Origin of the sequence: Paenibacillus amylolyticus, from assembly GCF_051136285.1 — a bacterium.
GTDB lineage: Bacteria > Bacillota > Bacilli > Paenibacillales > Paenibacillaceae > Paenibacillus > Paenibacillus amylolyticus_F.
In genome coordinates, this window is the sequence record NZ_CP194938.1 from 1,180,668 (window position 1) to 1,205,280 (window position 24,613).

A 24,613-nucleotide genomic window follows, 5' to 3' on the forward strand; every position below is an offset into this window, starting at 1 on the left:
AAAAAACCTCCAACCATAATAGTTGAAGGCTTTCCGAAGCTTGACTATGAACTTATTTTGCTCTGTTGATACTGTTCCAGCGAAACAAGGACTTCACGAGGCTTACTGCCTTCGTACGGTCCAATCACACCTCTTGCTTCCATCGAATCAATCAAACGCGCTGCGCGTGTGTATCCTACCCGCATTCTCCGCTGCAAGAGTGATACCGACGCCTGTTTGGCCTCAAGAATGATCTGTACAGCCTGCTCATAAAGCTCATCTTGTACTTCTTCTGCTGCCTGATTCGAATCGTCGATTTCAGGAACAAGGGTTTCATCGTATTGTGCTTCACCTTGACCGCGAACGTAATTCACAATATTTTCAACCTCTTCATCACTCATAAATGCACCCTGAACCCGAATTGGCTTGGAAGCACCCATTGGCATGAATAACATATCCCCACGTCCCAACAGCTTCTCCGCCCCACCCATGTCCAGAATGGTACGTGAATCGACTTGAGAGGATACACCAAACGCGATCCGTGAAGGAATATTGGCTTTGATTACTCCAGTAATAACATCGACAGAAGGACGCTGTGTAGCAATAATGAGATGAATACCCGCTGCACGTGCCATCTGTGCAAGACGAGCAATCGCATCCTCTACATCGCCGGCAGCTACCATCATCAGATCAGCCAGCTCGTCCACAATAACTACAATATAAGGCAGTACCGCCGCCGGGTTATCCTTCATCAAGTTATTATATCCTTCAACATTACGTGTACCCGATTTGGAGAACAGCTCATATCTTTTCTCCATCTCGACCACAATCTTTTTGAGTGCAAGCGACGCCCTCTTCGGATCGGTCACAACCGGGGCCATCAGATGCGGAATTCCATTATATACATTCAGTTCGACCATTTTGGGATCAACCATTAGAAACTTGACCTCATCCGGCTTCGCTTTGTACAAAATGCTGGTGATGATACCGTTAATACATACCGATTTCCCTGATCCAGTAGCACCGGCCACCAGCAAATGGGGCATACGAGCAAGGTTGCCAATGATGGTCTGGCCTGATATATCACGGCCAAACGCGATGGTTACTTTGGATTCTGCATCCTGAAACGTCGCTGTCTCCATAACTTCACGCATCGTGACAACGGATACCTCACCATTGGGCACTTCAATACCAATTGCTGATTTACCCGGAATCGGTGCTTCCATCCGAATATCCTTGGCAGCCAGGGCAAGAGCGATATCGTCCGTCAGACTGACAATACGGCTAACCTTGACCCCGATATCCGGCTGAATTTCATACCTTGTCACCGCTGGACCACGGACAACCTCCAGAACTTTCGCACGCACACCGAAGCTTTCCAGCGTCGCCTCCAGCTTACGTGCAGTCTGCATATAATCCTTCTGATCTGCGCCTTTCCCGCTATTGTTAGGCTTGGAAAGAAGACGGAATGAGGGTAGCTTGTACGGCTTCGGCGGTGGAGGTGGCGGCGCAGCTGGCTGCATAACATCTCCTCCTCCCTGAGCGGGTTGCTCCGTTCCGGAGTCTACTGCTTCGCCCGGCATGGGTTCTCCATCAACACTAGCTCCAAGCATATCTGATGCACCATGTGCATCAGACCACTCTGTCTCAACTAGTTCATCTGTAATTTTAATATCAGCTCTGTCCGTCTGATCTATAGTACTGTTGTTACCACCAAGATCATCCGGGAATGGATAAGCGTCATCCAGATCATCATCTTTGTCCGGCTCTTCTGCTCTGACATGCTCAAAAAAGTCACGGATGATTGGTGCCGAATCAACCTTAGGTTGTGCTACTGGTGCCGCTGCAATGATTGCGGCTGCTCCAGTTCCTTTGGTCACAGATTCAGGATCGCCATACCTTGTATCGGATGGAAATTCCTGTCCAGCGCGATAAACGACCTGTTCCGAGTCTTGGGCATCCATCTCTTGTGATTCATCAGACTGTTTCGACGACTGACGATCTGCTCCCCATTTCCCAAACAATTGGAAGAATATTGGAGCCTTACGTTTAGGGAGCTGCCCTTCATGGGAATCGTGCAGTTCGTGCTCTTCATCATCCTCTTCTTCATCAACGGGTACAGGCGCTAATTTACGTGCATTGCCTTTCTTAGCACCTATTGCAGAAGCTGAACGTTTCGCTGGTCTGGACTCAAACTTTTTGTACATTGAGCTGCCAGCGTCCCACATCTTTGTTCTGAATATGCGTATCAGTTCCACATAGGAAAGGCCCGTAATGAGCATAAAACTTATTACAAACATGACAATCATGATAAGCCTTGCACCTAGACTTCCAAACAACCACAGGAATAAAGCAAACTGTCCCGCACCGATGTACCCGCCACTAATATCCTTACCCAGCATAGAATCGCGTTCCCCTGGCGCAGCAGGCGTCAATAATTCAGTTTGCATATCATTATGTACCTGAGTCAGAACCGCACCCGGTTCAAGTGCACCAACCGGAATCAGCTTCTGATGCATGGCGGATATCGTACTCATCAGAGTTAAAGCAAAAACAAGCAGCACCAATCCGGTCTTGCGAGTGGTCCAGCCGCTCGGCCACTTCCGGTGGATCATTACCATCAGACCGTAATAAATACCCACCAGTGGAATCGCAAAATAAAACTTGCCAAGCATGAGTCCAAACATCTTGGAAAGAGAACGTCCCACGGTGGCCTCACCTGACAGCGCTATGACTGCCAGCGTTATAAGCACAATTCCATATATTTCATATTTTAAGACACCGCTAAATCCGGCACCCTTTTTTTTCCTCTTTTTTCTTCTGGCCAAAATCCGGTCACCCCCAGAAGAATATTATACCATACAAATATAATCCGTACATATGTTCTTTTTCTGCACCATTTGTCTGAATTCGTCGCGTTATGTTGGACTTGTGTTACACGAAAGCGGAACCGTTGAACCTGGCAGATTGGCCGGATCCAGATATGCTTCAAGGGGGCAGTCGAGTAAACGTACAATAACGGCTTCCGTGTCATTTACCGGTCTGACCTGCATTAACAAACCATTCATTCGAAGCTCTTTCGTATCCCCGACCTCTGCCCACATTCCTGACCATAACTGTTCCGGAGGCATTACAGTATACATTGTTGTCATTGTGTGTATCCTCCCGCCTGCATCGTCTGTCTCTTATCCCCCATAAGTTTGTTCAGTTGTGCGATCGCTTGGCCAATTCCACCAACGGCGTCCATAAGGCCATACTTCACCGCGTCTGCACTTCCTACAGCTGTGCCGATGTCTCTGTTCAACTCACCTGTCTTGAACATCAGTTCTTTGAACATGTCTTCGGAAATGTTAGAGTGGGATGTTACAAAACGCACAACTCGTTCCTGCATCTTTTCCATGTATTCGAACGTCTGCGGTACGCCAATAACAAGCCCGTTCATCCGAATCGGGTGGATAGTCATTGTTGCACTTCCCGCAATAAGGGAATAGGTTGAAGCTACCGCGATAGGCACACCAATACTGTGACCTCCTCCAATAACAACAGTCACCGTTGGTTTACTTAAGGATGCAATCATCTCAGCGATTGCGAGTCCAGCTTCCACATCACCGCCTACCGTATTGAGAATAATCAAAATCCCTTCAATCCTCGGATTTTGTTCTGCGGCCACCAGTTGCGGGATAATATGTTCATACTTCGTTGTTTTATTTTGCGGGGGTAAAATCAAATGTCCCTCCACCTGACCGATAATGGTCATACAAAAAATGTTGGATTCACTGGCTGGTGACTGTGTTTGTCCGAACTGCTGAATCGACTCCGTAACTGGAGAAATGTGCTTTTCCTCCTGGATTGGAATCTCGGGAGCCTCTGTCTCCGGCTGATTGGACCTTGGTATTTGCTTGTCATTCATCTGCTCATTCATTAATGCTGTCCCCTTCTCCTGAAAGATATAATGGTTTGGCCTTTCCTTAGTATGGGGAATCTGCCAACAAGCTTATACTTTCCTGAACAATCTTTCCATCATTCAGCATTAAGAATACTATTCCCCTTGAAAAAAACAAAAAAAGCCCCTTCTCTACGAGGAACCGTCCAATATTACTCGTAGAGAAGAGGCGACTGTGTGCCTGTTATATGTTTTTCACTAACTTTATTTTAAACTTCCATAATGATTGGCAAAATCATCGGTCTGCGACGAGTTTGCTCATACAGGAAACGTCCTAATGCATCTTTAACATTTGTTTTGAGTGAAGCCCACTCATTCACATTTTCGCTCATCAGCTTCTGCAATGTGCTACTAACGATACGGTTAGCCTCATCGAGAAGTCCTTCCGATTCACGTACATACACGAATCCGCGGGAGATGATATCCGGACCAGAAACAATTTTACCATCCTGCTTGCTGAGTGTTACCACAACAACAAGAATACCATCCTGTGACAAAAGCTTACGATCACGCAGTACAATGTTACCTACGTCACCTACACCCAGGCCGTCAATCAACACATTACCGGCAGTAACTTTACCTGCTTTACGTGCTGCTCCACCTTGAATCTCCACAACTTCACCGATATCTGTGATGAAGATGTTGTCCGGGTCGATGCCTACGGATTCAGCAAGAACCGCGTGACGACGTTGCATCCGGAATTCACCGTGAATTGGCAGGAAGTATTTCGGTTTCATCAGGTTTAGCATGAGTTTCAATTCTTCCTGACTACCGTGACCAGATACGTGAACACCGCTGTTAGCGCCACTGTAATGCACATTGGCTCCCAAACGGAACAGTTCATCAATTGTACGGCCTACATACTTCTCATTACCTGGTACAGGTGTTGCTGCAATGATAACCGTATCTCCAGGAAGGATGTCCACTTTACGGTGTGTAGAACGTGCCATACGTGTCAATGCTGACATTGGCTCGCCTTGGCTACCTGTGCACAGAATGACCACACGATCTGCTGCCATTTTGCCTACTTCTTCCGGTTCAATGATCATACCGTCCGGAATTTCCAGGTAACCCAGTTCCGAAGCAATACCTACCACGTTTACCATGCTGCGTCCGATAACTGCAACTTTACGTCCAGTGACATCTGCTGCATTGATAACCTGTTGAATGCGGTGTACGTTGGAAGCAAACGTTGCGACAACGACACGTTGACTTGCTTTGCGGAAAATGTCTTCCAGTACTATACCTACATTTTTCTCTGATGGTGTGAATCCAGGCTTCTCCGCATTAGTACTGTCAGACAACAACGCAAGTACGCCGTTCGTTCCGATCTGTGCCATACGTTGAAGATCTGCATATTGACCATTCACTGGCGTATGATCAAATTTGAAGTCACCCGTGTGTACAACTGCACCTTCCGGTGTTTCAACACATACCCCAACGGAATCCGGAATACTATGGTTAGTAGCAAAGAATGATGCTTTCAGCGTCGAACCCAGTTCGATCTCCGAATCTGCATTGATGAGAATACGTTTGGTATCACCCAGCAAATTAGCTTCCTTCAGCTTGTTCTCTACTAGACCAAGTGTAAGCCTAGTTCCGTATACAGGTACGTTCAAGTGCTTGAGAACATATGGTAAACCACCGATATGATCCTCGTGTCCGTGAGTCAAAATAATGCCTCTTACTTTATCACGGTTCTCAGTCAAGTACGAAATGTCAGGGATGACAATATCAATACCTAGCATGTCTTCTTCCGGGAATTTAAGACCAGCGTCTACGACAACAATGTCGTTCGCGTATTGGATAACATACATATTTTTACCAATCTCGCCTACGCCGCCCAATGCAAAAATCATCAGCTTTTCGTTATTATTATTTTTCTTAGACAAATGAATCTGAACCTCCTATGGTAGTTGGACGTCGTACCTTATTATTTATTGTAAGTTAAGAAAAGTAGTTCAAACATTACACACCTATGAATCAGGAATGAATGTAAAAGAACACCTTTATTCACGATATTTGGAAGAAGTTCTTCGAAGTTATTCCCATCACCAACAGGTTGGATCTGAATTGTGCCTCTTAGCCGTTCCTTCCTTTTTCACACCAAAGCCACACCATCGAAACGATGTCGCTTTCAATTTCAAAAAAATACCGCACCCAGTCACTTGACATCATTATACATGATTAAAAACAGAAAAAACAAGTCACTCTCTCGTTAACCTGTAGGTTTCCCCTACCTATCAAAAAAGAAACCTTACAACACTAGCAAAAAAAAGAACCGCATCCTCAACCGTTGAGGTGCAGTTCTTTCCTTAAACAAAGCGTTCATGCTTATCATTAATAAACCATTACAGAATCTAACTGTTATTTACAGTTGAAGCAAATTTTCAATGTAATCCTGCTCGTCTAACGTTGGCGGAATCAGAGGCAGACGCACCGAGCCTACGTTCAACCCACGCAAGGTCAGCGCATATTTTACCGCTACCGGGTTTGGCAAAGGCTCCGGACACTCAAACAACCCTTTGAAGAGCGGGAAGAGCTTCTGATGGATTCGTGTAGCCTGAAGAGGGTCACCACCGTAAAAGGCATCGATCATTTTTTTCATTTCCGCGCCCACCACATGACTCGCCACACTCACGATGCCATGAGCACCAACAGCAATAGCCGGCAGACCCGCTGCATCATCCCCGGAATAAACTCTGAAATGTTCCGGTGCACCCGCAGCAATTAAGGTAACCTGCTCCATAGAAGCACACTCTTTGGTAGCCACGATATTCGGAATTTGTGCAAGCTTTAACGTGGTTGCAGCAGACAGATTCGCGACAGTACGCCCAGGCACGTTGTAAAGCATCACTGGCAGCGTAGTAGCTGCAGCGATGGCTTCAAAGTGTTTATACATACCTTGCTGGCTAGGCTTATTGTAATACGGAACTACCAGTAATACACCGTCCGCCCCGACGCGCTCAGCTTCTTGAGTCAGATGGATGGAATGCGCCGTGTTGTTGCTACCTGTTCCGGCAATAATCTTGCACCGCCCAGCCGCATGTTTCACTGCAAATTCGAATAATTGAACTTTCTCCGTATCACTAAGTGTCGGCGACTCCCCTGTTGTTCCAGAGACCAAGAGAGTCTCGGACTTTTGATCAACGATCAGATAATCGATGAGACGTGCGGTTTCCTCCCAATGAATCTCTCCCTGTGCATTGAACGGAGTCACCATTGCTGTAATCAATCTTCCAAAGTCCACTTCGATTTCCTCCCTCAAAACAGGTATGGCTCCGTTAACTTCGGTATTTACAAGTGAAGTTCAAATGAGGCATGAAGCGCCCTCAGAGCCTGAACCATATCTTCTTTTTTGACAAGCACCCAGATCGTTGTATTAGAATCTGCCGATTGCAGGATCTGAATGTCTGCGAGGGTCAAAGACTCTACAATGCGAGCCATAATTCCGGGCACACCGTTAATTCCCCCGCCAATGACGGATACTTTGGCACAGCCAGACAAGCTTTGAGGCTTGAGACCAATCTCCTGCAATACACGTATAGCCTTCTCGGAATCACTATCAAACACCGTATAGACTACTCCTGAGGGGGTAACATTAATAAAATCAACGCTGATTGAGTTTTCAGCCATCGTTTTAAACACTTTCAATTGCAGACGATCCGTTCCGCCGGGAACATCCACCGTAATTTGCGTAACATTGCTAACATAAGCAATACCGGTTACGTAACGGTCAATAATGCCTGTCTGTACATCCTGAAACCCTTCCGGATGGGTAACAAGCGTACCTTCTGTATCGGCAAAAGTAGATCTTACCCGCACGGGAATTTGCGATTGCATCGCAATCTCGACAGCACGCGGATGAATAACCTTGGCCCCGTGATGAGCCATGTTACAGATTTCTGCATAGCTTACTACGGTCAGTGGACGCGCATCTTCAACGATACGAGGATCAGCCGTCAAAATACCGTTTACGTCCGTATAGATATCCACCATCTCTGCGCGCAATGCTGCACCCAGCGCTGTTGCAGATGTATCACTGCCGCCGCGGCCGAGTGTAGTGAAATCACCTTTTTCCGTCTGTCCCTGGAATCCGGTTACGATAACGACACGCCCCAACTGAAGCTGTTCCAGCACACGAACAGGACGGACATCCAATATCCGGGCATTCCCGAAATTGTCGTCCGTCACAAAACCCGCTTGTGCGCCGGTCAGCACTGAAGTTGGAATGCCTTCATGTTCAAGCAAACTGCTGAGCGTTGTTGCAGAGATGATTTCACCACAGCACAGCAGTAAATCCTTCTCGCGAGCAGATAATGCATTTCCGTTCTGCGCAGCCCAGTCCAAGAGCGTATCCGTTGCATAAGGTTCACCGCGGCGACCCATGGCTGACACCACAATAACGAGGTTAAAACCCGCTTCAAGCTCACGTTTAACATGCCGGAGTACATGCTCTCTCGCTTGAACGGTGGAGAGCGACGTACCTCCGAATTTTTGTACCATAATACGCATCTTTATTCCTCCATTTGTGTGTACGCAAGAAGACTGGACACGGGTCAAATCAACAAATGCATAACCCTTGGGAGCGTTCCGATGCGATAATCTCAGCAATGTATACGGCATGATGAGACATGTATTTCAAATACACCTCTCCTGCTTGCTGCATGTTGATCCTTTGCAAGCAGGAATGCCCTTATGAACAGGAACGTGGTAGAGGTAGCCATACAATTCAGCTATCGTCCCCCATGATTTTCTTTGTCTCTCGAACCCTTCTTCATTTCTCCAAGCGTATATACGTTATTGCCCTGGCTCTGATTCTTATGTCTGTGGAGTTCGCTCCACAATCATCGGCTGCAGCTGTTTGCCTTCGAGTGCACTCCAGCAAGCTTCCGGAATCAGTTCCATTTTGGCAACTAACGAATTTGGTTTTTTCATTGGATCATCTTGACCAAACGGTACAAAATATAAATATTTGGCCACAAGTAATTTTGCAATATTTGCTGCATTCAAACCAAGACCGTCATTTGTCGAAATCGCCAGCACAAGCGGGCGCTGATTACGCATCTGCGCTTTCGCAGCCATTAGCACCGGACTGTCGGTCATTGCATTAGCCAGCTTGCTCGTTGTATTTCCCGTGCATGGTGCAATAACCAGCACGTCAAGCAGCTTGGAGGGTCCTAAAGGCTCTGCCTCAACAATTGTAGAGATAATATCGTTACCCGTTATATCTTTCAATTGTTTTTGCCAATTCTGAGCCGTGCCGAAACGAGTATCTGTCGTGAGTACCGAGTTCGAAATAATCGGAATGACGTTCGCGCCTTCCGACACAAAGCGGCTAATGACCGGCATAACCTCTTCAAACGTACAATGAGACCCCGTAATTGCGTATCCTACCGTTTTACCCTGCCAGTTCATGATTTAACCTCCCGTGCGTTCTGTTCTTCCAAAAGCAAACGGATTAACGCGTCGGCAATAATGCCGCCAGCCGTTTTGGGAGCAACAATGCCGGGGAGGCCTGGTGCGAGCAGTGCCTTAATGCCACGTTTGTCGGCATATCTGAAATCACAGCCGCCAGGAGCAGATGCAAGGTCGATAATGACTGCTTTCTGAGGCATTCTGGACAGGATTTGTGCTGTGATTATCATAGTCGGTATCGTATTAAAAAGCAAGTCAACTTCCCCGGTTTGAGCGGCTAAATCCGTTGTCATGAAAGGCTTCCAGCCCATGATTGTTGCGCGGGCAACATCTTCATTTCTACGGATTCCCACCCGTACATTGGCTCCAAGCCCCTGCAGAGTTTTAGCTAGCGTAAACCCTGTTCGGCCGATGCCAAGCACGATGCATTCTGACCCGTGAATCGTAAAATCCGTCTCTTTAATTGCAATGGCGATGGCTCCCTCAGCTGTCGGAATCGAGTTGTATAGTGCAATATCATCACGATCAAGTACTTCAACAAGCCGTAGGCCGTTCTCCTGACAAAGTTCACGCAAAAATGGCTTAGCCATGCCCGTAAACACGGTGCAGTGCTCGGGCAAGGCAGCCATATGTTCCTTTTTCAAAACAATAACATCACTACTAAACGAAGATCCAACCTTCCCTTGATCATCACAACTCACTACTGGCAGTACCAGCACATCTGCAGAAGCAAACACATCATCCTCAAGTTCGCGGTGTTCAATACCCGGAATAACTTGCTCCAGTTGATCGAAGCCTACCACACTTACCGCTGCATCCAGCTCGGCGCACTTTTGAATGACTTCAATCTGCCTCGCATCTCCGCCCAGAACAACAATCCGGACTCCGGTCAGCATCGGGACGTCACTCCTTTCACCACATGTATGCCTTATCGTATGCAGCAGCCCACAGGGGGGTGAAAACAATAAATGAATGAACTCATGTTCAACACAAAAAAGCCGCCCTGTGAAGGACGGCTATGATGCACGATGTATCCAGATGTAAATGAAACTAAATACTTCTGGACAAAGAAGATATAACACACGTTACTTACCCGTATGACCAAATCCACCATTGCCTCGTACAGTCTCTGAAAGTTCTTCCACTTCAGTCAATTCGATGACAGGAACTGTCTGGAACACGATCTGGGCGATACGTTCTCCGCGCACAATCGTGAACGGTTCTTGTCCCAAATTAATGAGCAGCACTTTCACCTCTCCGCGATAATCGGCATCAATCGTGCCCGGAGTGTTCAGACAAGTAATACCATGTTTGAATGCCAGCCCGCTACGTGGTCGAATTTGAGCTTCCAGCCCAGCCGGCATTGCCATTGCAAGCCCAGTCGGGATTAAAGTACGCTGACCCGGCTGCAGTACAACTTCTTCTTCCAATGCGGCCACAACATCAAAACCAGCAGCCAGCTCGGACATTTTTTGCGGCAGTTTAATATCTTCGTTACCTGGTAGTTTCTTTATCTGAACGTAATGCAACTAAATCATCCCTTCTCAGTCCAGCAATCGTCTTGTCTGAAGCACCTACCATAGCAAGTGCAAATGGCTCTGCAAACATCAGATCAAGCACAGCATTAATATCATGCATCGTTACTTGCTCAATTTTGACAATCATCTCATCAAGTGTATGATGTCTGCCAAGCATCAATTCGTTTTTCCCAAGTCGGTTCATTCGGCTGCCCGTGCTCTCCAGACTCAGAATTAAACTGCCTTTCAGCTGTTCCTTGCCTTTGCGCAGTTCATCCTCAGATAAACCATTTACAGCCAGATCGCGCAGTACTTCTTTGGTCAGATCCAATACTTCCTTCGTCTGTTTCGGAGCTGTACCCGCATAGATTGTAAATAGACCGCTGTCGGCATGCGAACTATGATAGGAATATACGGAATAGGCGAGTCCACGCTTTTCACGAATCTCCTGGAATAGTCTGGAGCTCATCCCCCCACCAATCGCATTGTTAAGAACAACCATGGCAAATTGAAGCGGATCTCCAATTTTGCAACCTGGGAACGATATACAAATGTGATTCTGCTCCGTTTTCTTTTTATGGAAGAGTTGTCCGCTTTGGAATGCTGGCATGTTCACTTCTTCCGTTACCCCTCTGACGTCAAACGCACCAAAGTGTTTCTCCATCAGATCAATTACACTGTCATCAATGTTGCCCGCAATGCTGATCACCGTGTTCTCAATCGTGTAATGTTCCTTCATGTATGCACGCAAATGGCTGGAATCCATCGCTTTAAGACGTTCCTCTGTGCCAAGGATTGGATAGGCAAGCGGGTGTTCCCCATATGCAGCCAAAGCCATCAAATCATGAACCATATCATCAGGCGTATCCTCGTACATTGAGATTTCTTCCAGAATCACGTTTTTTTCTTTAGCCAGTTCACCATCGTCCATTTTCGAACGGAAAAACATATCGGACAAAACATCGACTGCGATTGGCAGATGTTCATCCAGCACTTTCGCATAATAACAGGTATATTCCTTGGAGGTAAATGCATTCACATTACCGCCAATAGCATCAAACTGCTCCGCAATGGCTTTGGCATCGAAACGATCTGTTCCCTTAAAAAGCATATGTTCAATAAAATGGGATACCCCGTTATTTTCGACCTGCTCATTACGTGAACCTGTTTTGACCCATATTCCGAACGATACGGAACGACAGGTCGGAATTTGTTCCATCACTACCCTGAGGCCATTGCCCAGCTGAATTTTTTTCACGGTTGGCCCTCCTACATCTCTATAATTGCCCTAATCCCAATCTTCGAAGATTGAAATAGACATTGGTTCCAACTTTTTGATATTAACAAAAAAACGCCGTTCACTCAACCGCATGCCCATCCACCCGTTCGGAAGACAACGTCTCACTTACCGTTCCAAGCGACCATCCCTTGGCGTGAATGGAATTAATCATGCCCTTCAGCGCACCCACAGAAGAAGCTGTAGGATGCATCAGAATTAATGAACCTGCTTCGGTTTTATTCGCAATTTTGGCAATGATGGAGTCTGGACTTGGTTTGCGCCAATCCACTGTATCTACTGTCCACAGGACGGTTTGAAGACCCATCGATGTCGCGATATCCACCGTTTTCTGATTAAAATCACCCGAAGGCGGTGCAAACCAGCGATTTTCTACACCAAGCGTTTGCTGCAGCAATTCCTGGGTTTTGCTCATCTCCAGTCTTGCCCGCTCCGTACTCAAACGACTCATATTCGGGTGTGAATACGCATGATTAGACAGCTCATGTCCACGCTTTTGAATTTCCTTGGCGAGTTCGGCGTTTTTGCTCAGCCAGCTACCATCCAGAAAAAAAGTAGCTTTCACCTTCTCGGCATCAAGCGTGTCCAGCATTGGAATGAGAAATTCATTCCCCCAGGCCACATTGATCATAAAAGAAACCATCGGTTTACTCGCATTGCCTCGATAAATCGGATGTGCCCCCAGATCTTTTAACTGAATCTCAGGTTCAATCTGACGATAAACATACGGAATCTTGGTGTTCAGCGTCCCACCTAGTGCCTTTCGGTAGGTTGCTTCCACATCAATCTCCAGTCCATTATACCCCGGGATTGCTTTCCACACTCGATCAACTCTCGCATTCACCGGTGCAATTCGCGTCTCGGCTGCCTTATCCTTAATCGCGGATAACAACGATTCTTCTCCGGTCGCTTCCTTAAACATATCAAATGCATTCTGTGTGCCAGGACCATCACGGATCTCCGTAATGTATGTACGTACACTGTCGACTTGTCCGATTAGCATGACCGATGTCACACCCGCGAGAACAACCGCCAGTTTTTTGGATTGGTTTCTCACAGCTCCATCCTCCTGCCGTCTTTGTCCCCATCATATGAGGACAAGAACAGGAATATGATTAAAAGCCCCGATCTATGGATAATCACATTCTAATTTTAACGTTAAAAAAAGAGCCAGAAATTCGCATTCTGTCTCTTCATTCAATCATACATATGTTATTCAATCGTCAGCTGCCTAGGATTGCGCAGGTGCTTCCGCTGTTAATACAGCTTTACGGGACAAGTTGATCCGGCCTTGCGGGTCAATCTCGGTTACTTTTACTGTAATGGAATCACCGATCGCCACAACATCTTCTACTTTTGCTACACGCTCAGTAGACAATTGAGAGATGTGAACCAGACCTTCTTTGTTTGGCAGCACTTCAACGAATGCACCGAATTTCTCAACACGTTTTACTTTGCCGACGTAGATTTCGCCAACCAGCACTTCGCGTACAATGCCTTCGATGATCGCTTTGGCTTTATCATTCATCTCCTGGTTGGAAGAAGCGATAAACACACGTCCATCCTGCTCGATATCAATTTTAACACCAGTTTCTTCGATGATTTTATTGATGATTTTACCACCAGCACCAATAACATCACGGATTTTATCCGGATTGATATGCATAGTCGTAATTTTAGGTGCATACTGGGACAATTGCTCACGAGGTGTTTGCATCACTTCGGTCATTTTACCCAAAATGTGCATACGACCTTCTTTTGCTTGAGCCAGTGCTTCAGCCAAAATTTGACGGTCGATTCCATCAATTTTGATATCCATTTGGATAGCAGTTACGCCTTCAGGTGTTCCCGCAACTTTGAAGTCCATGTCACCCAGGTGATCTTCCATACCTTGAATATCACTCAGAATAGACACATGCTCTCCATCTTTGATCAGACCCATCGCCACACCAGCTACTGGGGCTTTGATTGGTACGCCTGCGTCCATCATAGCAAGTGTACTCGCACAGATACTTGCTTGGGACGTAGAACCGTTAGATTCTAACACTTCGGACACCAAACGAATCGTGTATGGGAAGTCCGTTTCAGAAGGAATGACTTTGGACAGCGCACGCTCACCAAGCGCACCATGTCCAATTTCACGGCGTCCTGGCGCGCGAAGCGGACGAGCTTCACCTACGCTGAACGGCGGGAAATTATAGTGATGCATGAAACGTTTTGTTTCTTCCAGACTGATGCCATCCAGAATTTGAACATCACCCAGTGCACCTAGTGTACAGATGCTCAGTGCTTGTGTTTGTCCACGTGTGAACAGACCTGAACCATGTGTACGCGGAAGCAGGGAAGTATCACATTCGATTGCACGAATCTCGGCCAGGCCACGTCCATCTGGACGAACTTTATCGTGAGTGATCAGACGGCGCACTTCTTCTTTGACGATATCGTGCAACACTTCTTTCACGTCTTTAAGCAATTCAGGTGATTCGATGTATTTCTCTTCAAAGTGAGCAACCGTTTCGTCATTCACGACATCAATCGCATCCTGACGTGCATGTTTCTCAGCAATTTTAACAGCTTCCACCAATCGTGCACTTGCAAAATCACGTACACTGCTGTTCACTTCAGCATTAACTGCATGCAGCTTCACAGCCATCTTTTCTTTGCCAGCAACTTGAACGAGTTGCTCGATAACAGCCACAATGTTCTTGATTTCGTCGTGACCAAACATGATTGCTTCAAGCATCACTTCTTCTGGCAATTCATTCGCTTCAGCTTCAACCATCATGATCGCATCTTTAGTTCCTGCAACCACGAGTTCAAGTTCACTAACTTCAAGCTGCGCAATTGTTGGGTTAATAATGAACTCGCCATCAATACGACCCACTTTTACGCCACCAATTGGTCCGCTAAAAGGTACATCTGAAATGCTAAGTGCTGCTGAAGTACCAATCATTGCTGCAATTTGTGGTTCACAGTCCTGATCCACACTCATAACAATATTCAGAACTTGCACATCATTACGGAAACCTTCCGGGAACAATGGACGAATCGGGCGGTCCGTCAGACGGCTTGCCAGAATCGCTTTCTCGGATGGTCTGCCTTCACGCTTGATAAATCCACCCGGGATTTTACCTACAGCGTACAATCTTTCTTCATAGTTTACTGTCAGTGGGAAAAAGTCCAAATCTTTCGGCTCACTGGATGCTGTCACAGTACACAATACTACCGTATCTCCGTATGTTACTTTAACAGCAGCATTTGCCTGCTTGGCCAAACGCCCGGTTTCAAACGTAAGCTTTCTTCCACCAAGCTGCATTTCAACACGTTGTTCCATGAAATCCCTCCTTTAATTCGTTCCTATCACAATGGATTCTGCATATTTACAGTATTTCCTGCTTGTCCAGCATTCATTAGCTTGAGTCGGACGGAGTGCAGGCTGACTTGCAAAACAAAAGCTCCTCGCGGAGCCCTCAGCTACAAATATATGGCAACATGTTCATCTACAAAACAACCCGGCTGTAAGCTCCGCTTGTCCTTTTAGACAAAAGAACGGCGGATAACAGCCAGGTTGATTTTGAAAACATGTACGATAATTAACGACGCAATCCGAGTTTTTCGATCAGTGCGCTGTAACGTTTAACATCTTTGTTTTTCACGTAAGCCAAAAGCTTACGACGTTGACCTACCATTTTCAAAAGTCCACGACGTGAGTGGTGGTCTTTCTTATGCGTACGCAAGTGGTCTGTCAAACTTCTGATGTTTTCCGTAAGGATAGCAACTTGCACCTCAGGTGATCCAGTATCGGACTCATGAGTTTTGTGCTCGTCGATCAGTTGTTGTTTACGTTCTTGAGTCAATGCCATCCTATTCACCTCCTTCATTATAATCGCCGTTAGCCTCGTCACCGCCGGTGAGAGCGTGTAACCAAGCTAAGGTTAATGTCATCTCATTCGACAACGTAGTACATTATACCATGGTTGCCTGAACAAAGTAAATGTAAACATGGATTTTATTAAAGATTTTTAGGAAAGCAAGCGAGCAGCGGTGAGTGCATCTTCACGAATCTGAGCAATCAAAGCATCAATGGAATCGAATTTCCGCTCGTTTCGAATATAGTGCACCAGTTCTACTTTTAGTTCCTGATCATAGATTTGACCATCAAAATCAAGCAGATGCACTTCGTATGTCGGTCTCATTCCATTCTCGTGAAAAGTTGGTTTGACACCCAGGTTCATCACACCTGCCAGTTCTTGATCCCCAACATTTACTCGCACGGCGTACACACCTTTGGCTGGTGTAACATAGTGGTCGACAAGTTCGAGATTGGCGGTAGGAAAACCGATGGTTCGTCCCCGTTTCTCTCCGTGAATAACAGTACCTCTGACACTATAGGGGCGTCCAAGCCACTGACTTGCCTCATCCATCTCCCCACGTTTCAATAAAGCACGAATCAAGGAACTGCTTACTTTCTCCCCGCCAAGCAGAAACGGAGAAACCGTCTCTACCGTCATTTCTCCATCACCCAGCGTACGAAGCATCTGCTCGTCTCCTGCACCTTTGTGACCAAAACGGAAATCAAATCCAACAACAGCTGTACGTGTCTGAAGAGGAAGTAAGAGTTCATGAACAAATTGCTCTGGCGAGAGCTGTGAAAATGATTCATTGAACTCGACTACGTAGAGTATATCAACTCCCATGCCAGCCAGAATCTCTTCTTTGTCCCTGAGAGGAGTCAAATAACCCTCGTAATCCCCTTTACGCATTACTTCCTTCGGGTGTGGATGGAAAGTCATGACAGCCGCTTTCATGCCCGATTCCCTTGCAATGCGAACCGCGGATAGAATGACACTTGCATGTCCGAGATGCAGCCCGTCAAATTGACCGATTGCCAGCACTTGGGGATGCGTAGTCAGTTCCGCCGATTGTAGGGTTTGCGGATAGGTTAGCATTACGGTTTTCACAATCATTCACCTGCATTTCACTTGATGGGCCAAGCTTGAACCTCGTGATCACTCCAAGCCCGGTACCTCTTTATTCCGGTAAGAAGACTTTAACAGCCCTCACGGTTGGTTTCAATTCATCCCGCTCAAATATCCCCAGAAACGTTCCATCCTGAGCATACAGACGCAGCACTCCTGGCTTCTCCACTGGCGGATCCAGTAAACGCGCTGACAGCTTCTGGCCTTGAAGAGCACCCTTCGTCTGTTCCTCTCCAACCTTGTGGGCTGGAATAGAAGAAATCGCTTCATCTACAGGGATCAGAGCCTCGGCCAGCGTACCTTCGGCCATGCGATGTTCCACTTCTTCGATGCGAAGACAGTGATCTGCGGATATTCCAGCTGAGATGGTGCGCTCCAGTTTAACCATAGTGGAAGGATAACCAAGCTCACGGCCGATATCTACACACAAAGTTCGAATATAGGTTCCCTTTGAACATAAAGCGCGAAATGATATATCGGTTACTCCATCACTGATTTCAATTCCGGTAAGCTCCAGCTCATAGATCGTGACCTCACGACTCTTACGCTCAACCGTTTTACCTTCACGCGCCAGTTCATATAACCGTTTCCCATCTACTTTTACTGCAGAATACATCGGCGGAACCTGCGATATGGTGCCCACAAACCGTTCCAATACCTGCTGAACCTGTTCCTGGCTGACTTCTACAGCGGACTCTGAACGTTCAATCACTTCACCCGTAAGATCCTCTGTGTCTGTAGCGAGTCCCAATCTAAGTGTCGCCAGATATTCCTTTGGAAGTTCCTGCATGTACTCGACTACCCGTGTCGCTCTCCCAAGACAGAGCGGGAGAACCCCGGTTACCTGCGGATCGAGTGTACCCGTATGACCAATTCGCTTCATTTTCAGTATTCGGCGCATTTTGGCTACGACATCATGGGAAGTGAAGCCGGCCGGTTTATAAACCGGGAGAATTCCTTCAAACGGTTTTACCATTGAGAATTCACCTGCTTCAACACTTTTTCCACGATCTCGTCCAGCTTACCTTCCATTCGGCATCCAGCTGCGAGAACATGCCCACCGCCGCCAAAGGTTTGTGCCAGTGCCGCTACATCTACTTTGCCAGCGGAGCGCATGGAGACTTTAGTAGCATTCTCGTTGATCACTTTGAAAAAGATACCCACCTCTACCCCTCGAATGTTACGAGTGTAGTTAACGATCCCTTCCAGATCTTCGTTGACCGCTTCACATGCCTGCATATCCTCGGGTGTAATAACGACCCATGCAACTTTACCGTCTTCTGACATTTGCAAAGATGAGAGCGCTTTGTTCAAAATACGGACTTGCGGGAAAGTCATCTCTTCCAGCAGTGATTGTGCGAGATAAGGCCCATCCACACCATGTTCCAGCAAACGGGAAGCCGTAGCCATCACATTAGGACTGGTATTGGCATAACGGAAACCACCGGTGTCTGTAAGCAGCCCCGTGTATACCGCTGTAGCTATATCCTTATCCCATGTAATGTTGAAAAGTTCCAGCAGTTCAAACAAAATCTCAGCCGTTGCTGCTGCATCGGATTTAATGATGTTTACTGCTCCATATCCGTTATTTGTGGGATGATGATCGATATTTAGAATCATTGCATCTTCTTCAAAATAATGACGGGTAAGCCCGACTCTCGCAAAATCAGCACAATCTACACAGATGATCGCTTTATATTTACGTTCCGGGGGGTGTTCGGTCATGTTCACAATGGCATCCGCCTGCCACAAAAAACGCATACGTTGCGGAATTTCACCTTCATTGATCATTGTGAATGTCTTTCCCAGACATGACAGCAGCCAGCCCACCGTTACCGTCGAGCTGACTGCGTCACCGTCCGGCTGTACATGCGACACGACCAGGTAATCGTCATGCTCCAGCAGGAATTGTTTTCCTGCCTGAAGCGCCTGTTCATAAGTGTGCATTGCCGTCTCCTCTATTCTGTTACTGGGATTCGTTTTTGTCGGAACCAATATCGCCAAGCAGCTTTTCAATCCGGCTGCCGTAAGCGATTGATTCGTCAATCTTGAATATCAATTCGGGAACATGACGGAAACGGATACGTTTGCCGAGTTCCGTGCGCAAAAAGCCGTTTGCTTTGGCAAGTGCCTTAAGCGAGTTATCCTTCTGCTCCTGTTCACCGAAGACACTCAGATAAACTTTGGCTTGCGACAAGTCGCCAGTCACTTCAACTCCCGTTACAGTGATAAAACCGATACGTGGATCTTTTAGTTCTGACTGGATGAGCAGACTCAGTTCTTTCTTGATCTGCTCGCTCACTCTACCTGTACGAACCTTAGCCATTGTTGTTCACCTCATACTTCCTTGCTTATCGTTGTACGGTCTCCATGATGAAGGCTTCAATAACATCGCCTTCCTTGAGATCGTTGTATTTATCCAATGTGATACCACACTCGTAACCTTGAGCCACTTCTTTGGCATCATCTTTGAATCGTTTCAGGGAATCCAGCTTACCTTCGTAAAGGACGATACCATCACGAATCAGGCGTGCTTCCGCAGAACGAGTGATTTTGCCCGAGGTAACCATACAACCTGCAATGGTACCTACTTTGCTAATGGAGAAGGTATTACGAACTTCAGCATGACCAATAACTTTTTCTTTGTAGATTGGATCAAGCATACCTTTCATTGCTTGTTCAATCTCTTCGATAACACTGTAGATCACGCGGTGTAGTCGAATGTCTACTTGCTCTTGATCCGCAGTAATTTTCGCCTGATTTTCAGGACGAACGTTGAAACCAATCACGATGGCATTCGAAGCGGCAGCCAAAATGATGTCGGATTCTGTGATCGCACCAGCACCGCTGTGAATGATCTTCACGCGTACGCCTTCAACTTCGATCTTGGCAAGGGAACCTTTCAATGCCTCAACCGAACCTTGCACGTCACCTTTAATGATCACATTCAAATCTTTGATCTCGCCATCTTTGATGTGTTGGAACAGATCATCAAGAGTTACACGTGTGTGCGTACCCAGATCGGATTCACGTTGTGTTATCGCACGTTTGTCAGCGATGGAACGAGCTTTACGCTCATCTTCGAAGACCATGAACGGATCTCCCGCACCTGGAACTTCAGTCAGACCTGTGATTTCCACCGGAGTAGACGGTCCTGCCTCTTTCAAACGACGGCCTTTATCATTGACCATTGCACGTACACGACCGAAGCAGTTACCTGCCACAAACGCATCCCCGACTTTTAATGTACCATGCTGTACAAGGATACGCGCAACTGGACCACGACCTTTATCCAGCTCGGCTTCAATCACCGTACCACGAGCACGTTTATTCGGATTCGCTTTGTATTCATTCACTTCTGCAACGAGCAGAATCATTTCAAGCAAACCTTCCAGACCCATTCTTTGTTTCGCGGATACATTGACAAAGATTGTATCTCCGCCCCACTCTTCCGGAACGAGTTCATAGCTAGTCAGTTCTTGTTTTACTTTGTCCGGATCAGCGCCAGGTTTGTCGATTTTGTTGACTGCAACGATAATCGGCAGACCAGCAGCTTTGGCATGGTTAATCGCCTCAACGGTTTGTGGCATAACGCCATCATCCGCAGCAACAACAATAATCGTCATGTCCGTAACTTGTGCTCCACGTGCACGCATCGCTGTAAATGCTTCGTGACCTGGAGTATCAAGGAACGTGATTTTCTTGTTGTTAATCTCAACCTGATAAGCCCCGATATGCTGCGTAATCCCGCCCGCTTCACCGCCAGTTACATTCGTGGAACGAATGGCATCCAGCAATGTTGTTTTACCATGGTCAACGTGACCCATGATCGTTACAACCGGAGGACGGGATTGAAGATCAGCAGCATCATCATTCTCTTCCACAGTTTCAAAACGGTCATCTTCAAGCACGATCTTCACTTCAACTTCAACACCGAATTCACCTGCAAGCAGGAGAATAGTATCAATGTCCAGCTCTTGGTTAATGGTTGCCATTACACCCATACCGATGAGCTTTTTGATCACTTCAGAAGCATCCTTGTGAAGGAGTTTCGCAGTTTCACCAACCGTCATGTCACCACGAACGATGATTTTCTTCGGTGTGTTATCGATTTTTTCACGTTGCACATACTGTTGCTGATTTCTGTTGCGGTTGTTCTTGCCGCCGCGGTTATTACGGAAGTTACCACCACGATTGTCGTCAAAGCGACGTCCACCACCGCCTGTGCCTCCACCATTGGAACGGTTGCCGCTATTATTACCGGTACTTCCTTGACCACCTCTTCGTTGGCCACCTTGTCCTTGCCCCTGCCCTTGGCCACCAGTACGGTTAGCGCTATTGCTGGAGTTACCACCGCTGTTCGGTCCTGTTGTTCTGTTAGGACCACTGGTGTTTGATCCTGCTGTTCTGTTAGGACCGCCACTATTGTTCGGACGTTGACCGGAACCTTGCGGACGTGAAGCTGTGCTGCCTTGACCACTTGAAGCTGGTCTTGGACGGTTTCCTGTTTGTCCTCCTTGGCCTGAGCCTTGGGAAGTTGTTGTTCTGTTACGGCTATCTTGGCCGCTTGGTCTTTGAGTGCCATTGTTATTGTTGGAATTTGGTCTATTGTTCATACCTACCTGCTTTTCCTGTTGTATTTTTGTTTGTACGGGACTGCCGATTGTGTTGCTGTCATTCGGCGTGTTCACTCCGCCGCCCGGCTTGTTGCTGTCCACTGGTTTGTCACTGCGCACAGCCGAAGTCGTAACCGACTTGGCTTCGTTACCTTGTTTCGATGCGGCAGTGGATTTAATATCTTTAAAAAATTGTTCCACCTTACCCACTGAACCATTCTCCATCACACTCATATGATTGTTAACCGGAATATCCAGTTTTTTAAGAATGGTAATAATTTCTTTACTGCTCATGTTAAGGGACTTCGCATATTCATAAACTCGCAATTTTTCCTTGTTTTCCTGTTTACTCAATATACTCCACCTCCGACATTATACCGACTTGCTTGGAGATCATTTTTGCAAACCCAAGGTCTGTTACTGCAAGAACCACCCGCGTGTCTTTACCGATACTTGACCCTATACGGTCACGATCTAGCCCGATAAGAAGCGGAACCTTGTAAGTAGCACATTTGTCGCGAAATTTCTTTTGTGTATTCGCTGAAGCGTCACCTGCAACAATAACCATCTTGGCTTCACCCGAGCGAACCGCTTTATGCACTATCTCATCACCAGTAAGAAGTTTACCAGCGCGCATGGAGAGCCCGAGGTAAGACAGTACTTTCGTATCACTCATCCTCTTCACCCTCCTGTGCAGCTATGAATTCATCCTCAACTGCGACGAAATCTGCAGCCAGCTGCTCATAAATTTCTGGTGAAACTTTGCTTTTCAGTGCTCGATCCAGCGCTCGATTTTTAAGTGCAAGCTTGAAACAAGACTCTTTGCCGCACAGATATGCGCCGCGTCCAGACTTTTTACCAGTCAAATCGATTAGTACTTCGTCCTCAGGCGTTTTAACAATGCGAATCAGCTGCTTTTTGGGCATCATTTCCTGGCATGCCACACATTTGCGCAGCGGCACTTTTTTAGGTTTCATACGTCAGCGCCCCCCGTGCTTTCCTTTAATCGACGGAGACGGAATCCTGATGCATTTCCGAAGAAGAATCTTTTTCTCTGCCGAATTCCTGCTCCGCCTGGCTCTCGCTCTTAATGTCGATTTTCCAGCCCGTTAATTTGGCTGCCAATCTGGCATTTTGGCCTTTGATGCCAATGGCAAGGGACAGTTGATAGTCAGGAACAATCACCCGAGCCATCTTTTCTTCCTCAAACACATGAACTTCCAAGACCTTGGAAGGACTCAGTGCATTAGCCACATATTCATCGACTTGTTCGGAATAACGAACAATGTCAATTTTCTCACCGCGCAGCTCACCCACAATGGTCTGCACGCGCACTCCTTTTGGACCTACGCAAGATCCGACCGGATCAACTTCCTCGTTACGGGAATGAACTGCAATTTTGGAACGGAAGCCTGCTTCACGGGCAACGGAGCGAATTTCAACTACGCCGTCAAAAATCTCAGGCACTTCCAGTTCAAAGAGACGTTTCAAAAGACCCGGGTGAGTACGGGACAAAATGATTTGCGGCCCTTTGGTCGTATTTTCAACCTTCGTGATATACGCCTTGATACGGTCACCGTGCACAAACTTCTCATTTGGCATTAATTCGGTGAGCGGCAGTGCCGCTTCGATTTTGCCCAGATCGATGTAGATATTGCGCAAATCCTGACGCTGCACTACTCCCGTAACGATATCTTCTTCCTTATCCACGAAAGCATTGTAGATCAGGCCGCGTTCGGCTTCACGAATCCGCTGGGTAACAACCTGTTTGGCCGTCTGTGCGGCAATACGTCCAAAGTCGCGCGGCGTAACTTCAATCTCCGCAATATCTTCCAGCTGGAAGTGAGGGTTAATTTCCCGTGCAGCAGGTAACGAAATTTCAGTGCGCGAATCCAGGACTTCTTCCACGATCAGTTTGCGGGCATATACACGAATAACCCCCGTATTACGGTTCATGTCAACACGTACGTTCTGCGCCGTGTTAAAATTACGCTTGTAACTGGAGATAAGTGCAGCCTCGATCGCTTCAAACAGCACATCCTTGCTGATCCCTTTTTCCCGTTCCAATTCATTCATTGCTTCAATAAAATCCATACTCATGAATGTTGATCCCCCTTTCAAACATGGCATCCCATACGTAAAACGGCGAAAGGCTCGAAACTTGTGAGCACCTTGCCGTTATCGTGAGATGTGTCTTTTTCATTAATCAAGTGAACAAGGCACTTTAAAACAAAATAGCCAAGCGCGCACTGGCAACCTTTTCATAAGAAACGGTATGCTGCTTCTTGCCTGCTTCGATCACAAGTTCCTCGTTATCAAAGGAAAGCAACTTGCCTTCGAATTCCTTCATTCCATTCACCGGCTCGTAGGTTGTAATGAACACATTCTTGCCTACGGCTTTGGCAACATCCTCTGCTTTTTTCAGTGGACGTTCCGCACCGGGAGAAGACACTTCAAGGAAATAGACAGATGGAATTGGATCGTTTTCATCCAGCTTGACGCTCAACTTTTCGCTGATCAAGACACAATCGTCGATGTCGATTCCACCTTCTTTGTCGACATACACCCGTAAAAACCAGTTGCTGCCTTCTTTGACGTATTCAATGTCAACCAGCTCGAAGCCTTGTTCATTCAAGTAGGGTTGGATCATTTCTTCCACGGTAGATTTAATATTCGTTGTGCTCAAAACCGATAACCTCCAACTTAGGTTACACCAGCTAAAATCGCTGGCAGATGATTAAATACCCAAGATTCTTGTATACCAAAGACTAAAGAGTGGGTTTCCCCACTCTCCAGAAATTCGTACTATCTCGTTCACTTCAAAAATTATAACATAGTCTGGTAATAGTGACAAGTAAGCGATC

22 protein-coding genes are annotated in these 24,613 nt (G+C 46.7%); all 22 read right to left on the reverse strand.

Annotated features, from left to right (window positions below; translation table 11 throughout):
• Positions 1-44: 44 nt before the first annotated feature.
• The 22 genes from ACR8BL_RS05260 to rimP all read right to left on the reverse strand — a co-directional run bounded on the left by ACR8BL_RS05260 (position 45) and on the right by rimP (position 24,435).
• Positions 45-2,807 (reverse strand): DNA translocase FtsK, encoded by a 2,763-nt coding sequence (locus ACR8BL_RS05260; protein ID WP_434758328.1) that lies wholly within the window; start codon positions 2,805-2,807, stop codon positions 45-47.
• Between the two features lie 90 nt (positions 2,808-2,897).
• Positions 2,898-3,131 (reverse strand): YlzJ-like family protein, encoded by a 234-nt coding sequence (locus ACR8BL_RS05265; RefSeq protein ID WP_434751639.1) that lies wholly within the window; start codon positions 3,129-3,131, stop codon positions 2,898-2,900.
• On the reverse strand, positions 3,128-3,901 hold the full coding sequence (locus ACR8BL_RS05270; RefSeq protein WP_434751640.1) for a ClpP family protease: 774 nt from the start codon (positions 3,899-3,901) through the stop codon (positions 3,128-3,130). The genes ACR8BL_RS05265 and ACR8BL_RS05270 overlap by 4 nt, the downstream gene beginning before the upstream one ends.
• A 230-nt stretch (positions 3,902-4,131) precedes the next feature.
• The gene (locus ACR8BL_RS05275) at positions 4,132-5,781 is read right to left on the reverse strand and encodes a ribonuclease J (RefSeq protein WP_434753023.1); all 1,650 of its coding nucleotides are present in this window, start codon (positions 5,779-5,781) and stop codon (positions 4,132-4,134) included.
• Positions 5,782-6,293: 512 nt separating this feature from the next.
• On the reverse strand, positions 6,294-7,172 hold the full coding sequence (dapA, locus tag ACR8BL_RS05280; RefSeq protein WP_434751641.1) for a 4-hydroxy-tetrahydrodipicolinate synthase: 879 nt from the start codon (positions 7,170-7,172) through the stop codon (positions 6,294-6,296).
• A 47-nt stretch (positions 7,173-7,219) separates the two neighbouring features.
• On the reverse strand, positions 7,220-8,437 hold the full coding sequence (gene dapG / locus ACR8BL_RS05285; RefSeq protein WP_145329829.1) for an aspartate kinase: 1,218 nt from the start codon (positions 8,435-8,437) through the stop codon (positions 7,220-7,222).
• 306 nt (positions 8,438-8,743) lie between these two features.
• Positions 8,744-9,340: a dipicolinate synthase subunit B gene (locus ACR8BL_RS05290; protein WP_434751642.1), complete on the reverse strand. Its 597-nt coding sequence runs from the start codon at positions 9,338-9,340 to the stop codon at positions 8,744-8,746.
• The gene (gene dpsA / locus ACR8BL_RS05295) at positions 9,337-10,236 is read right to left on the reverse strand and encodes a dipicolinate synthase subunit DpsA (protein WP_434751643.1); all 900 of its coding nucleotides are present in this window, start codon (positions 10,234-10,236) and stop codon (positions 9,337-9,339) included. Before dpsA ends, ACR8BL_RS05290 begins: the two co-directional genes overlap by 4 nt.
• A gap of 189 nt (positions 10,237-10,425) precedes the next feature.
• Positions 10,426-10,869 (reverse strand): dUTP diphosphatase, encoded by a 444-nt coding sequence (dut, locus tag ACR8BL_RS05300; protein WP_434751644.1) that lies wholly within the window; start codon positions 10,867-10,869, stop codon positions 10,426-10,428.
• A complete protein-coding gene (locus ACR8BL_RS05305) occupies positions 10,835-12,115 on the reverse strand; it encodes a M16 family metallopeptidase (RefSeq protein WP_434751645.1) in 1,281 nt (426 codons plus the stop codon). The genes dut and ACR8BL_RS05305 overlap by 35 nt, the downstream gene beginning before the upstream one ends.
• 100 nt (positions 12,116-12,215) lie before the next feature.
• Positions 12,216-13,211, reverse strand: coding sequence for a polysaccharide deacetylase family protein (locus tag ACR8BL_RS05310; protein ID WP_434751646.1), 996 nt, complete (start codon positions 13,209-13,211; stop codon positions 12,216-12,218).
• 174 nt (positions 13,212-13,385) lie between these two features.
• Complete coding sequence (gene pnp, locus ACR8BL_RS05315; RefSeq protein ID WP_434751647.1) at positions 13,386-15,488, reverse strand: polyribonucleotide nucleotidyltransferase; 2,103 nt, start codon at positions 15,486-15,488, stop codon at positions 13,386-13,388.
• Positions 15,489-15,747: 259 nt separating this feature from the next.
• On the reverse strand, positions 15,748-16,017 hold the full coding sequence (gene rpsO, locus ACR8BL_RS05320) for a 30S ribosomal protein S15 (protein WP_056700672.1): 270 nt from the start codon (positions 16,015-16,017) through the stop codon (positions 15,748-15,750).
• Between the two features lie 159 nt (positions 16,018-16,176).
• Positions 16,177-17,115, reverse strand: coding sequence for a bifunctional riboflavin kinase/FAD synthetase (locus ACR8BL_RS05325; RefSeq protein WP_434751648.1), 939 nt, complete (start codon positions 17,113-17,115; stop codon positions 16,177-16,179).
• Between the two features lie 70 nt (positions 17,116-17,185).
• The gene (gene truB, locus ACR8BL_RS05330; RefSeq protein WP_434751649.1) at positions 17,186-18,109 is read right to left on the reverse strand and encodes a tRNA pseudouridine(55) synthase TruB; all 924 of its coding nucleotides are present in this window, start codon (positions 18,107-18,109) and stop codon (positions 17,186-17,188) included.
• Positions 18,103-19,080: a DHH family phosphoesterase gene (locus tag ACR8BL_RS05335; RefSeq protein ID WP_434758329.1), complete on the reverse strand. Its 978-nt coding sequence runs from the start codon at positions 19,078-19,080 to the stop codon at positions 18,103-18,105. Before ACR8BL_RS05335 ends, truB begins: the two co-directional genes overlap by 7 nt.
• Before the next feature lie 19 nt (positions 19,081-19,099).
• Complete coding sequence (gene rbfA, locus ACR8BL_RS05340; RefSeq protein ID WP_434751651.1) at positions 19,100-19,459, reverse strand: 30S ribosome-binding factor RbfA; 360 nt, start codon at positions 19,457-19,459, stop codon at positions 19,100-19,102.
• A gap of 25 nt (positions 19,460-19,484) precedes the next feature.
• Complete coding sequence (infB, locus tag ACR8BL_RS05345; RefSeq protein WP_434751652.1) at positions 19,485-22,103, reverse strand: translation initiation factor IF-2; 2,619 nt, start codon at positions 22,101-22,103, stop codon at positions 19,485-19,487.
• On the reverse strand, positions 22,096-22,425 hold the full coding sequence (locus tag ACR8BL_RS05350) for a L7Ae/L30e/S12e/Gadd45 family ribosomal protein (RefSeq protein ID WP_342555501.1): 330 nt from the start codon (positions 22,423-22,425) through the stop codon (positions 22,096-22,098). Before ACR8BL_RS05350 ends, infB begins: the two co-directional genes overlap by 8 nt.
• Entirely contained in the window at positions 22,418-22,726 is a 309-nt protein-coding gene (gene rnpM, locus ACR8BL_RS05355; protein WP_434751653.1) for an RNase P modulator RnpM, read from the reverse strand. The genes ACR8BL_RS05350 and rnpM overlap by 8 nt, the downstream gene beginning before the upstream one ends.
• Positions 22,727-22,751: 25 nt before the next feature.
• Complete coding sequence (gene nusA / locus ACR8BL_RS05360) at positions 22,752-23,849, reverse strand: transcription termination factor NusA (RefSeq protein WP_434751654.1); 1,098 nt, start codon at positions 23,847-23,849, stop codon at positions 22,752-22,754.
• 124 nt (positions 23,850-23,973) lie between these two features.
• On the reverse strand, positions 23,974-24,435 hold the full coding sequence (rimP, locus tag ACR8BL_RS05365; protein ID WP_434751655.1) for a ribosome maturation factor RimP: 462 nt from the start codon (positions 24,433-24,435) through the stop codon (positions 23,974-23,976).
• Positions 24,436-24,613 lie beyond the last annotated feature (178 nt).

Bases quoted from the DNA above. Each gene is read 5' to 3' on its own strand.
- truB (WP_434751649.1), bottom strand. From the start codon at position 18,109: ATGGTAAAACCGTTTGAAGGAATTCTCCCGGTTTATAAACCGGCCGGC.
- ACR8BL_RS05290 (WP_434751642.1), bottom strand. From the start codon at position 9,340: ATGAACTGGCAGGGTAAAACGGTAGGATACGCAATTACGGGGTCTCAT.
- ACR8BL_RS05265 (WP_434751639.1), bottom strand. From the start codon at position 3,131: ATGACAACAATGTATACTGTAATGCCTCCGGAACAGTTATGGTCAGGA.
- rbfA (WP_434751651.1), bottom strand. From the start codon at position 19,459: ATGGCTAAGGTTCGTACAGGTAGAGTGAGCGAGCAGATCAAGAAAGAA.
- rnpM (WP_434751653.1), bottom strand. From the start codon at position 22,726: ATGAAACCTAAAAAAGTGCCGCTGCGCAAATGTGTGGCATGCCAGGAA.
- dpsA (WP_434751643.1), bottom strand. From the start codon at position 10,236: ATGCTGACCGGAGTCCGGATTGTTGTTCTGGGCGGAGATGCGAGGCAG.
- ACR8BL_RS05350 (WP_342555501.1), bottom strand. From the start codon at position 22,425: ATGAGTGATACGAAAGTACTGTCTTACCTCGGGCTCTCCATGCGCGCT.
- nusA (WP_434751654.1), bottom strand. From the start codon at position 23,849: ATGAGTATGGATTTTATTGAAGCAATGAATGAATTGGAACGGGAAAAA.
- rpsO (WP_056700672.1), bottom strand. From the start codon at position 16,017: ATGGCATTGACTCAAGAACGTAAACAACAACTGATCGACGAGCACAAA.
- dapG (WP_145329829.1), bottom strand. From the start codon at position 8,437: ATGCGTATTATGGTACAAAAATTCGGAGGTACGTCGCTCTCCACCGTT.
- ACR8BL_RS05275 (WP_434753023.1), bottom strand. From the start codon at position 5,781: ATGATTTTTGCATTGGGCGGCGTAGGCGAGATTGGTAAAAATATGTAT.
- ACR8BL_RS05270 (WP_434751640.1), bottom strand. From the start codon at position 3,901: ATGAATGAGCAGATGAATGACAAGCAAATACCAAGGTCCAATCAGCCG.
- pnp (WP_434751647.1), bottom strand. From the start codon at position 15,488: ATGGAACAACGTGTTGAAATGCAGCTTGGTGGAAGAAAGCTTACGTTT.
- ACR8BL_RS05335 (WP_434758329.1), bottom strand. From the start codon at position 19,080: ATGCACACTTATGAACAGGCGCTTCAGGCAGGAAAACAATTCCTGCTG.